The 12,125-nt window shown below is 70.3% G+C and carries 5 protein-coding genes; all 5 read right to left on the bottom strand.

All coding sequences use genetic code 11. From position 1 onward, the window contains the following. Positions 1-119: 119 nt before the first annotated feature. Complete coding sequence (locus ARTHRO9V_RS03855) at positions 120-263, bottom strand: hypothetical protein (protein ID WP_157489747.1); 144 nt, start codon at positions 261-263, stop codon at positions 120-122. Next, positions 260-3,802 carry a LamG-like jellyroll fold domain-containing protein gene (locus ARTHRO9V_RS03850; protein ID WP_236556898.1) on the bottom strand — a complete coding sequence of 1,181 codons (3,543 nt, stop codon included), beginning with the start codon at positions 3,800-3,802 and terminating at the stop codon, positions 260-262. Before ARTHRO9V_RS03850 ends, ARTHRO9V_RS03855 begins: the two co-directional genes overlap by 4 nt. A gap of 162 nt (positions 3,803-3,964) precedes the next feature. Then, positions 3,965-6,910 (bottom strand): immunoglobulin-like domain-containing protein, encoded by a 2,946-nt coding sequence (locus ARTHRO9V_RS03845; protein WP_159825695.1) that lies wholly within the window; start codon positions 6,908-6,910, stop codon positions 3,965-3,967. Between the two features lie 519 nt (positions 6,911-7,429). Beyond that, on the bottom strand, positions 7,430-10,759 hold the full coding sequence (locus tag ARTHRO9V_RS03840; RefSeq protein WP_159825693.1) for a family 43 glycosylhydrolase: 3,330 nt from the start codon (positions 10,757-10,759) through the stop codon (positions 7,430-7,432). Between the two features lie 350 nt (positions 10,760-11,109). Next, positions 11,110-12,084: an ABC transporter permease gene (locus tag ARTHRO9V_RS03835; protein WP_056227647.1), complete on the bottom strand. Its 975-nt coding sequence runs from the start codon at positions 12,082-12,084 to the stop codon at positions 11,110-11,112. Between the last annotated feature and the right edge of the window lie 41 nt (positions 12,085-12,125).

Below are 12,125 nucleotides of genomic sequence, written 5' to 3'. Positions count from 1 at the left end.
GTGGGGTCGATCGGGGGTGAGGACGTCTGACGTCGCCGTGTGGGAATGTGCGGAGAGTGCCTCCTGAGACGTGAGCGGGTGTGTCACGGCGGCGGCGTGTGCTGTGCCGAGGCCGACTTCTAGGTGATCGTGAAGGCGTTGCCGTTGATGATCAGGACGTCGTCGTCGGACCCGGAGCTCCCGTCGACGAGATCCCTGTCGAGTTCTCCGCTCAGACGCGACAGACGACCGCCGATCGGCCCGCCTGCGCCCTCCCCGCTCATCCGCAGCTGCGCGACGCGTACGCCACGCTCTCCTGCGAGGTGCCCGTGGCGGACGTCGCGGTGATGGCGACCGATCCCGACGTGACGGACGCTGCCCGCGTCGTCGTGGCAGTCGTGCCCGACGCTCCCGGAGCGACTCCCTTCACGGTCTTCGACCCGAAGGAAGTCGCGGTGGTGACGTCGATGGCCGAGGGGCCCGAGTTCTTGACCACGGTGGTGAGGACGACCTTGCCGCTGATGCACCGTGTCGTCGCGACGGCGCTCACGACGGGTCGCGACAGGACGGTCACCGTGGTCGTCACCGCACGGTTGGCGGGCGCCACCTCCTCGTCGCGCGTCACGTCGAGCACAGGGCGGCCGTCGGCGGCGTAGTGGATGCGGACGAGCCGGGTGTCCCTGCCGTCTCCCCCGACCCCGTTGCCCCACGTGTGGTAGACGAACACGTCGTTGCCGTCCTCGTCGCGTGTGACGGCCCCGTGGCCGGGTCCTTGCTCGTACGTGCGGTAGTCGACGACTCCGTCCGGCATGGGGACGCTCGCCAACAGCGGAGCGTCGTACTTGGTCCAGCTGGCGATGTCGGTCAGGTCGCTGCCCTCCTTCGCCCAGGCACCGCCGACGATGTACTTCGGGCTGACGCCGCTGCTGGAGTAGACGAGCGTGATTTTCCCGTCGCGCTGGATCGCGAACGCCCCCTCTGACAGGTGGTCCTCGAACGAGAGCGACGCGACGATGATCGGTGTCGGCTCACCGATGACCCGAGTCGGATCGCCCGGATCGACCTTCGCGATCCAGGTCGCCGGGTCGCTGGCGCCTCCGTCGACGTAGCGCTGGGACCACGCGTAGTAGGCGGTTCCGCCGGACTCGAAGTAGGTCATGTCCAGGCTGATGTTGCGCCCCGTGCCGGTGCGTCCGAGGGCGCTCGAGTCGCCCTTCAGGACTGCGCGGGGCGCCGACCAGTCAGCCGGCTCAGCAGGGTCTCCCCCGTCGCGCAGCTGCATGATGTGGGCCTGCACCGTGTACCACGCGGCGTCCTGGTTCGACTGGTCGTTCCCCGGGTTGAAGCACGGGGCGAACAGGATGGACAGCTTGCCGCCGATCTCGTGGATCTCGGGGGCCCAGTAGCAGCCCGCGATCACCTTCCCCTCGGCAGTGCGGTCCATCCGCGTCGTGCGGTTGAGCAGGTCGACCTCCCTGGCACGCCCGCCGTCGTCGTCGCTGAGCTGGTCGATGCTGTCGGCCACCCGGATGGGGAGGTGCTCGGAGGCGATGTTGTCGTTGCCCGTGTCGTCGGTGGCCGTGAAGAGGTACTGCGTCTTCCCGCCGCGCTCGTACCGGTAGATGGTCGGGTCGGCGCGGTTGTAGGCGAACGGCTCGTCGTACTGCCGCTGGCGGACGGTGCCCGAGAGGTCGTACGTCCCCGGGCCCTTCGTGCCGATGTCCGCGAGCTGCTGAGGGTCCCAGTCGACGCCGAGGCTGCCGGTGGAGCCGTCGGCGTAGGACAGGCTGGCCTTCGCCTCCGTGAGGGCGGTCACGTCCCCTTGCTCGATCGTCTGCGGCGCGACGGACGATCCGGTGTTGACCGTGCGGCCGAGGGCTTTCGTCAGCGCGTCGGCGGTCGAGGCGGAGACAGCCAGCGCACCGCCAGGGACCGCGTCGGCGACACGGCCGGCGAATGCGGACAGGTCGGCGGTCGCCACCGTCGCGGGGCTCCCGCCGAGGACCGGTCCGCGGTTCCCGTCGGTCACGACGACGCTCCGGCGGCCGCCGTCCTTCGGCGAGAAGGCCTCCGTCCGGAGCTCGGTGCGGGCGAGATCCGTGACGGTCGCGTACTTGGCGGCCCCCGCCGCATCCGTCCACGAGACCAGGTACTGCTCCTGGTCGCTGTCGTAGACGGCGCGGGGCGAGACGACGCCTCCTGTGGTCCCGAGGTCGACGAAGCCGAGCTCGGTGAAGTCGGTCGCGGTGCCGTCGGTGGCCTTGAAGACCAGAGCGCTGGAGGTCTCGGTGCCGTCAGGTCCGCCTCCTTCACGGACGCGGGTGGCGAGCACCCCCACGGTCCCGTCGGCGAAGGTGAACAGCGACGGAGCCGCGACGGCCCGGTGATCGACCTTGTCGGTCCCCACGAAGACGCCCTCGGCGAAGAGGACACCGCCGTTGCCGGCGAGGGGTGCCGCTGTGTCGACGGACGAACCGAGGGCCAGGTGCATGCTGCGGGCGACCGTGTCCTGGTTGGCCTTCAGCTCGCCGGTGGGGGTCCGAGTGTAGGCGACGACGGTCTTCCCGGTGGTGGCGCTGAGGACGGTGGTGCGGAAGGTCTTCGTCAGCGTGGTGCCGCCGACCGCCACGGAGGCGGTGAGCCGGATCGCCTGGTCGGATGCCGTGTCGTTGACGAGGCGTCCCCCTGACAGGCCGGTGCCGTCGGCGCTCCACGACACGGCGTACCCGGCGATCGTGGGCAACGTGGTGCCGGACGCGACGGTGGGGGGAACGACCAGGGCGGTGCGCAGGCGTCCTATCGCGTCGGCCTCGGTGTCGGCCGCGACGGTCACGGAGCGCGCGGCGCCGGTCGCGGCGGAGCCCGCGAAGCTCGCGCTCGGCGTGAGGGTGACCGCGGCGTTCGCCGTTCCGGGTGCTGGTCGCCGCACGGTCCCGTCGGCGCCGATCACCGAAGGGTCGCTGCTCGACCAGGTCAGGAGGGAGCCTCCCGCGCCGCGGGTCGGGAGGGCGATGTCGCCGGTGACGGGCTGCGTGGCCGAGAACGTCGCCGCAGCGGCGTCCGAGCCCGCGATGACGGAGGCGGCGGGAGCTGCGTCCTCACGCACCTGCTCCTGCGACAGGGCCGTGGAGTACACGTGCACGTCGTCCATCGCACCCGCGAAGAGGGGGTCGGGACCGTAGAGCGACTTGCCCAGCAGTCCGGACGCGGTCGAGGTGCCGATCGTCGTCGCGCCGGTCGCGGAGGTCGGGGTCGTCTGCGCGAGCCGACCGTCGACGTAGGTCGACACGCTGACTCCGCTGCGGAGCACGACGGCGACGTGGGTCCAGCGGCCGGACGCCGCGGGGCCGGTGTCCGCCGCGCGCTGCTCGGAGCCGTTCTTCACCGCGCCGATGAGGTTCCCGCCGCACTGCGGGGTGGCGAAGAGATACCGCTCGGTCGACTGCCCGAGGGCGTACGCCCAGCTGCAGCTCTGGCTGCCGTCCCATCGCAGCCAGGCTGACATGGTGAGGTCGGCTGTCGACGTCGAGGTCAGTCCAGGCGCGATCTCGGCGAATGCAGCAGAGCTCCCGGCGACGCCTCCGGGGAGACGGAGGGCGCGATCGTTCCCGCCTCGCGGACCCACGACCGTCGTGGCGCCGGTCCCGCGCACCGTGGCGGATCGGTTCCCCACCGAGTCGGCGAAGGCCGTCCCCGCGGTGACGGGGGCGCCCGCGGCGCTCGTCGAGGCGAAGTCGTAGGAGAGGATCGGGCCGGGTGCGGCGGCCTGCGCGGGTGCGCCGCTGAGCGCAGCGCTCCCCGCCGTCAAGGTCGCGGCCACCATCAGTGCCGTAGTGCGTCGGAACTGCATCGTTCGTCAACTTCCGTGAGAGGTGCATCCGGGGAGCGCGGGCCGTTCGGTCCGCGCTCCCCGCTGGGCGGGAAACTCAGGCTCCCGGGTGCAGGAGGTCCGGGAGGGGAGAGCGGCTGCCTCCCTGGACCCGTGCTAGCGGCAGACGATCGCCGCGTAGGGCGCCGTCACCGTCCGGGAACCGGACGCAGCCTTGGACGTGACGCTGAGCTCACCTGCCGCGATGGAGGCAGAGCGGGTGCTGAACGCCGCGGAGACGGTCTTCCCGGGGGCGACGCCCGTGAACGTCCTGCTCCCCCACGGCGAGGACATCGTCAGCTCGACGGTCGAGTCGCTGGCGTTGCTGCCGGTCCCCGTCACCGTGGCCTTGCCGGCGACGCAGCGGCTGGAGGCCGAAGCCTGGACGGCCGGTCCAGGAGGCGCCGTCGCCGTGATCGTCGCGACCGCGGTGGTCGCTGCCGAGTTGGCGAGCTGTCCGCGCACCTGGACGGTGTCGCCGGCCTTCTTCAGCGAGCTGAGGTCCGCGGTCTCCCAGGTCACGGCCACGGTCTCCCGGTGGCCGTCCTTGAAGGACGCCGCCACCGTCGCGGGGAGCGACACTGCGCTCGATCCGGCCTGCACCGTCCGTGCCACCGGGTCCACGGAGGTGACCAGGAGCGACGGGTTCCACTTGGCGGCGAGCGCGTCGCGCTCCTTGGCGGTGATCGAGACGACGGACCCGTGACGGGGCGAGGCCGGCAGCGAGAAGCTGCTGGGGATCGTCCACCGGATGTCGCCCTCGAGCGAGTTGGTGCCCAGCGGGATGTAGCCGCGTCCGCCGTAGTTGTCGGTCCAGAGGAAGTACTTGAACCCCGCCCGGTCGCCCTCGTTGGTCTTGAAGATCTCCGGACCCTCGACCTCGGGCGTTCCGGCGTCGCGGCCGATGCAGGTGTCGATCAAGCTCCACGCCCCGGAGGCCGTGGTGGCACGCAGGTCGGTGGACTTCTGTCCGATGATGTCGGGCGAGGGGCAGCCGGTGGTCTGGGTCGCCTTCGTGAAGCGGTAGTAGGTGTCGCCGTCCTTGAGCATCGTGGCGTCGATCAGCCCGTTGCTCTTGTTGAGCGAGGGGACGTCGGCGGCCTTGAACCACACCTCCGGAGTCGTGAAGTCACGGAAGTCGCGGGTGGTGGAGGTGAGGATCTGCGGTCCGTTGCCGTCCTCCACGTTTCGCGTGCTGTCCGTGAAGAGAGCCGAGGTCCAGTAGACGACGTAGGCGTCGATGGTGGGGTCGTAGGTGGCTTCCGGCGCCCAGGTCATGCCCGCGTTGGGCAGGTTGACCTCGACGTGACGCTGCTGGCCCCAGTTGACGAGGTCGGTGGACTCCCAGATCTCGAGGTGGCGGCTGCCGCGGTTGGTCGATCCGCCGAAGCCGGTGGTGCCGACGGAGAGGTCGGTGGCCATCAGGAAGAACCTGTCGCCCTCCTTCGAGCGGAAGATGAACGGGTCGCGCAGACCCTTCGTGCCCAGGGTCGAGGTGAGGATCGGCTGCGCGTCGTTCAGGTTCTTCCACTGCAGCGAGTCGTTGCCGTCCGAGGTGGCGAAGCGGATCTTCTCGCCCTCGACGCTGTCACCGGTGAAGTAGGCGAACAAGTAGGCGTCGAGGTCGCTCGCGGCGACGGGGGCCGCGGCTGGCACGGTGCGCGTGAGCGTCCGCACGACGGGCGAGGCTCCCGGCACGGTCACCGTGGCGGTGAGGGTGACGGTCGTGTCGGCGGAGGGACGCGTGAGCGATCCCTTGGCGACCAGGTCGGGCGCCGTTCCCTTGTCGCCTGAAGTGATGACCGCCTCGTTCGACGAGGTCCAGCTGACGGCCGCGCCCGAGCTGCCGGGCCGCGAGGCCGTGGCTGCGACGTCGGCTCCGGTCGAGGGCAGGTCCAGGCTGCCGCGTACAGGTCCGGCGAGTGCGGGATCTGCGCTGATGGCGTCGGCCACGGCCCGAGCGAGCTCGGACTCGGCGGTCTCGCCCGCGGCGTAGGCGGGAACGGTGACGGTGATCGGACGGCCGACGGCGGAGATGCCGCCGTGGACGGCGGTGGGGGTCAACGTCACGGTCGCGTCCGGGTTGCCCGAGGCAGGTCGGGTCACGGCGCCGGTGGGGCTGACCGTGCCCGGGGCGCTCGACGCCCAGGTGACCACGGAGCCGGCGGCGCCGGACGTGGGGAGGGTGAGGTCGGAGGTGACGGCGGAGGTGTCGCCGAGCGAGACGGTGGCGTCCTGGTTCGCGAGCACGGCGTGCACGCTGGCAGCGCTCTGCTGCACCTGGCCTGCGGTCAGCGCGGAGGTCCAGACCTGCATGTCGTCGATGGCACCGGCCCAGTAGGCGTCCGCGCCGTAGAACGACTTGCCGAGGAAGCCCGAGGAGGTGGAGGTGCCGATCGCGGACGCGGCGGTTGAGGAGGTGCTGCCCTGGCCCACGAGAGCACCGTCGAAGTAGGTCGAGACGGACTGGCCGCCCTTGACCACGACCGCCATGTGCACCCAGCGGTTCGCGGCGACGGCGGTGTTCCCTGCGCCCCGCACCTCGGAGCCGTTCTTGACCGCGCCGAAGCCGGCCGGACCGCACTTGGTGGTCGCGAGGACGTGGGAGTCGACGCTGGAGCCGAGGGTGAAGGGCCAGGTGCAGTCCGGAGCGCCGCTCCAGCGCAGCCAGGCGGACATCGTGACGTCCTGGGTGCCGGCCGGGATGAGGCCGGGCGCGATCCGGACGTGCGGGGCAGCGGACGTGCTCGACCCGCCCGGGAGCGAGAGCGCGCGGTCGCCGGAGGCACCGGAGGCACCGGCGACGCTCGTCGCGCCGGAGTCGACCAGCGTCCCGGGGTGGTCGCCCGCCGCTGAGTCCGCGATGACCGCACCGTTGCCGGGGGTCGAGCCGATGGCGTCGAAGGAATACTGCAAGACGGGCGCGGGGACGCTCTCCGCCGCTCCGGCGACTCCGATCGGCGCCAGTGCACCGCCGAGCGACACGGCGGCGAGAGTCAGCGCGAGGCCCGCGCGAGGAAGGCGTGAGCGTCGGGTGCGCTCGTGCGTGAGAGATCGTGACATGAGGAGTCCTTCGCATGGTGGGACGGCGGGGAGGAAAGGCCGATCGGCCGTCTGCTTCTCGCACAGGGCGAGCAGGAGCGGAGCGTCGGTGGGGAGGCACGGCGGACAGCGATGCAGGACGGCGAGGTAGCGCGCGCTGCTCGCTCGGCTCGGGCTGAGCAGCCCCGGGTGGGGGCGGCGATCGCGAACGGTCAGCCCGTGGATTCGTCAGCGGAGTGCGGACGGGCAGCTGCCGGCAGGCAGCGACGGTGACCTGGGGACGAGGCCTGGCGGCCTCGTCGGGGAAGGGTTGGCGACGTCGTCATCGACGTTCCTCTCAGGCTCTTCTTCGAGCCGATCGATCGGGGCGAGTCGGCTGGATCGTGTCCTGCGCGGCCTCTGAATGGTCAGGGTATCCGTTTTTGTTACCGTGAACAACCGTGAGGGCTCATCGTGCGCGATTCGGACAGACAGCACTCCGGACCCGGCCCGAGCGCGACCGAGCCGACCTTCGGCCGCCCCGCCCCGCCCCCTCCTGCTTCAGCCGCAGCGTGCGGCGGGGTACGACGCGGTGACCGGCGTGCTCGCACCTCCGGCGACGGCTGTCCCGGTCAGCGTCCCCTCGGCGATCGCGCCTGACCGGGTGGTGATCGCGAGTGTGGTCGTCTTCTGCGCACCGACGCTCTGCGTCCGCTCGCCCCAGGGGGTCGCCCAGGTGACGACCGCGGCCGCTCCGGAGTTCTTGGTCACGATCGTGACGACGGCCTTCCCCGCGATGCACCTCGTCGTGGCCGCGGAGGTCACGGCCGAGGCCGTGGCGCGGACGACCACCGTGGCCGTGACGGTCCGATTGCTCGGAGCCACCTCCTGGTCCTTCGTCAACGACAGGTCGAGGGTGCCGTTGGCGCGGACGTTGACGCCCTTGAACCAGGTGTTCCGGTCGGAGTCGAAGAGGCCGCCGACGTTCTGCGGATCCGTCCCCAGGTGAGGATCTTCGTACGGACGGGCATGGTAGGCGAGGACGAGATTGCCCGATTCGTCCTTCGCGAACGAGTTGTGCCCCGTACCGGCCTGCTGCCTCGTGTAGTAGCGGGTCTCGTCCGCCCCGAGACGGCCCGTCGAGGTGTCGTTGGTGTCCAGCACGGGGAAGCTGGTCTGCCTCCAGCTCGCCGGATCTTGGAGGTCAGCGTCGGCAGTCGTCGTCAGGAGGCCCAAGCTGTAGTACTTGTCGACCGTGCCGCCGGAGTAGGTGATCGAGATGGCATTTCCCTGCTGCACCATGAACGGGGCCTCGACGACCCCTTGGTCGCTTCCCTCGGACGTGTCACTGGGCGTCGGAGACCGCTTGCCGATCTCCCACGGCTGGGACTCGCCGTAGACGCGCCGGAGTTCGCCGTCGACGAGCGGGACGGTGCCCTTCGGCCCCGCCACGGCCTTCCCCACGAGGATCTGGCCGCCGGAGGGCATGATCCAGTAGCCCTGCTGCTTGCCTGCCTCCGTGCGCTCGAAGTAGCTGACGTCGAATGCGGCGCCGTCGAGGACGACGGGCTCGCCCCACTTCGTCTGGTCCAGGAATCCACCCGCCGCGATGGAGGCGTCCGTGCCCGTGTACGGGATCAGGACGGTGTTGTCGCACCACCCGCCGACCGGCGCGTAGCCCTTGTTCATGCCTGCGACGATCCACCACGTGCCGTTGATCTTGTGGAACTCCTGCGCCCAGATGTAGCCGCCCCAGCCGTAGAAGGTGTTCGGGTACTGCGCTTCCTTGCCGGGCGTGCCCTCGTCGGGGTCGATGACGATCTGCTCCGGGGCGTCCTGGAGCCCCGCGAGCGTCGTCGCTCGCTTGAGGCCGATCTTGCGGTAGCTCGAGCTCTCCTCGATCGGCCCCAGGGAGGGCTGTCCGTAGTGCGACCCGGTGAGGTAGTAGTAGCCGTCGTCAGGATTGTGGAACACGTACGGATCGGCGCGTGCGTCGCTGACCATCTCCTCGGGGTCCTGCTGGAGCATCCCCGACACCTGGTAGCTGCCCGGCTTGGTGGTGTCCACGCCGGTGAGGTCGTCCTGCCAGTCGACGTTGAGGCTCTTCGTCGACCCGTCGTTGTAGGTCAGGGCAGCCTGCTTGGGCAGAGCGGCGGCGACCCCATCGGCGCCGGCACCCTGGGCGACGGCGGCGTCGATCTTCTCGACGCCCGTGTTCTGGAGGTCGACGTAGTTCTCGTAGAAGGTGTCGAACTCCGCGGTGGACATCACGTCGTCGCTCGCTTGGCTCTGGGTGACCCATGACGGCAACCCCGCACCCTGAACGCCGAGGACGCGGACGTCTGCGGCGGACGTGACACCGAGAGGCGTGGTCGTGGTGAGGTCCGCGACGACCGTCACCCGCCCCTCCCCGGTGAGAAGGTCCGTCCAGAACACCTTGTACTTCTGAGCGGCGGAGTCGAACACGATGCGGGGGTCGGTGACGACCGCGCCGGTGGCGATCCTCACGGCCCGCTGCTGGGCGAAGGTCCGCCCGTCGGGCGAGGTCCACACGTAGATGAAGTCCGTGGCGTTGTTCTGCGACGACACGGCCCCGAGTGCACCGTCCGCGAAACGGAAGAGACCGGGTGAACCCACCTGGGCGTTCGGCTTCGATGCCTGGTCGCCATCGTTGCCGACGTACAGGATCGCCTGTGAGCGGTTCAGCGGCTCCCAGCTGGTGCTGCCGGTCGGCAAGGCCGCGGCGTACAACGCGTCGGCACGGCGGTCGTCGTCGTAGGCCAGCGGGTCGTCCTTCCTCCCGTCGGTGGTCGTCACGGTCTTGACGTAGGTCGCGACGCGCCCTCCAGGGGCCGCGATGCGACTGTCCCAGCGGAAGGTCTGGGGGGCGCCTTCGACGGTGGCGGTGAGCGTCACCGCGACCGATCCGGACCCGAGGCCGCTGGTGTCGATCGTCCCGTCCGATCGCACACGGCTCGCACCGGCTCCGGTGGCGGTCCAGGTGACCTGATCGCCGAGGACTCGACCCGGAAGATCGCCGAGCACGATGGCGGGGACCGCCAAGGCGGCGCCCACGTCGGACGGCAGCGCGGAGACCTCGACGCCGAGTTCCGTACCGGACAGGGCTCGGTCGTAGATGCGCAGGTTGTCGACGAGGCCGGAGAAGTACTCGCCACCGCCCCAGTTCGCCTTGCCCACCTGGAGCACTCCTCCGGATGATCCGAGGATCTGGGTCAGCGGGACCCCGGAGCCGTTGACGGCCACCGGCTTCTGGTCGACGAACAGCCGCGTCGTCGTCCCGGCGACCACGAGATCGACGTGCTTCCACTCGGCGTTCGACGAAGAAGCCGCCAGGTTTCCCCCGGTGTTCCGGGCGGTGCTGTTGTCGTACCGCTCGACCGTCAGCCCCGACGTCCGATCCAGGACGCCGACGTAGTGCTCCTGGGCGTACTCCTGGCGGGTGGCAGACCGGGCGGCGAAGACCGTCCAGCCGTCGTTCCCGGACGAGTCCGGCTTGCTGTCGTACGAGATCGTCACGCTCTGCCGGCCCGCGAGCAGCGCCGTTCCGTCCGCGGCGGTCACGTCGAGCCACGAGTCGGCGGACAGCCGCGCGGCCGTCCCCTGCCCGGACCTTCCGGGAACCAGGTCGGCGGCACCTCGGACGCCGGCACGAGCCGCCCGATCGGCGAACGTACCGTCGACGGGGGCCGCGTCGAAGGTGAAGTCGGAGAGCAGGCTCTGCTCCGGGGACGCGACCGTGTCCGCGGCCGAGGCAGCCGCCCCCGGAACGGCGGCACACGAGAAGAGGAGCGTCATGGTCACGATCGTGGCGGCGAGGGGCGCACGCGGTGGCCTCGGTGCGGAGCGGTACGGGCTGCGGGACGTCGACATTGACGGTTCCTCTCAGGATTCGCCTCTGAATCCGATGTGGATGGTGCGGGAGCGGAAGCGCGAGTGCGCGACACGAGTCGACCTGCGGGATCTGGATCGGTGCCGACCAGCCGAACCTATTGCAAGATGTTCACGCTAACAAGATGTTCGGTCGGAACGAGCCAGGGCGCTCGACCGCGGCGCGGCCACTCGTCGGGACACCGAGCACGAACGGCCGCGCCGCACCCGGACTCGGGGGTGGCACAGCCGTTCGTGGGGAGGGAGACTGCGCTGCACCCCGGTCCTGATCCTTTGTGCAGCGCAGCCGTTCGTGGAGAGGACGCGCATCCGATGCGCGCCTCGAGGGGCGACTAGGTCTGCCGCCGCCGCGCCATCACCGCGCGCTGGAGCAGCACGAAGACCAGGAGTATCCCGCCGGTGATGATGGTCGTCGCCTCGGGCGGGATGCCTCCGTCTCGCGTGATGAGCACGTTCATGAGGCCGAGCACGAGCGCTCCCACGACGGACCCGAGCACGAAGCCGACGCCGCCGGTGAGGAGGGTGCCACCGATCACCGTGGCGGCGATCGAATCGAGCTCCCACCCGATGCCGGTGATGTTCTGCGCGCTCCCGAGCCGGGCCGTGTAGATGACCGAGGCGAGCCCCGCCAGCGATCCGCTGATCACGTAGACGGCGAGCTTCGTGCGGCGCACCGGGAGGCCCATGAGGGCGGCCGACTGCTCCGACCCTCCGATCGCGTACACGGTGCGACCCAGACGCGTGCGGTGCAGCACGAAGAACGCGACGGCGACCACCACGAGCGCGATGAGCACGCCAGGAGTCGTCACGACGTCGTTCACCTTCGGACCGTCGACGACCTTCATGTTCGTCGCGAGCGAGCGGATGGGCGACTCGTCGGCGAGTCGCTCGGGCACCGTGCTGAGGATGGAGGCGAGGCCCCGTCCGAGGAACATCATCGCGAGCGTCGCGATGAACGGCTGCACGTCGAAGAACTGGATCAGCACGCCCGAGACGACGCCGGATGCCGTGCCGATGAGGATCATCAGCACCATCACGACCCAGGGGTTCCAGCCGGCGTTCGCGAGCAGCACGCCCGCGACGCTGCTGACCGCGACGATCGCACCGACGGAGAGGTCGATGCCCCCCGTGAGGATCACGAACGTGAGCCCCACGGCCAGGACGATCACATGGGCGTTGTTGATGAGCAGGTTCGACAGGGTCGCGGCCTGCACGATGCGGCCGTAGGCGATCTCTCCGTAGGCCAGCATCGCGATCAGGATCACCAGGGCGGCGACCGTCGGCAGGGAATCGAGTCGGAGCCGCATGCGGCGACGCGGTTCGAGGGGCCCGTTGCCGGGGCCCGGGC

Origin of the sequence: Frigoribacterium sp. 9N (assembly GCF_902506305.1) — a bacterium.
Taxonomy (GTDB): Bacteria; Actinomycetota; Actinomycetes; order Actinomycetales; family Microbacteriaceae; genus Frigoribacterium.
Note: the sequence above shows the minus strand (reverse complement) of the source record. Positions and strands in the feature narration are given on the sequence as shown.

What these genes read in the sequence shown, in the direction of transcription:
- ARTHRO9V_RS03855 (WP_157489747.1), bottom strand. Translation starts at nt 263, where the DNA reads ATGAGCGGGGAGGGCGCAGGCGGGCCGATCGGCGGTCGTCTGTCGCGT.
- ARTHRO9V_RS03850 (WP_236556898.1), bottom strand. Translation starts at nt 3,802, where the DNA reads ATGGTGGCCGCGACCTTGACGGCGGGGAGCGCTGCGCTCAGCGGCGCA.
- ARTHRO9V_RS03845 (WP_159825695.1), bottom strand. Translation starts at nt 6,910, where the DNA reads ATGTCACGATCTCTCACGCACGAGCGCACCCGACGCTCACGCCTTCCT.
- ARTHRO9V_RS03840 (WP_159825693.1), bottom strand. Translation starts at nt 10,759, where the DNA reads ATGTCGACGTCCCGCAGCCCGTACCGCTCCGCACCGAGGCCACCGCGT.
- ARTHRO9V_RS03835 (WP_056227647.1), bottom strand. Translation starts at nt 12,084, where the DNA reads ATGCGGCTCCGACTCGATTCCCTGCCGACGGTCGCCGCCCTGGTGATC.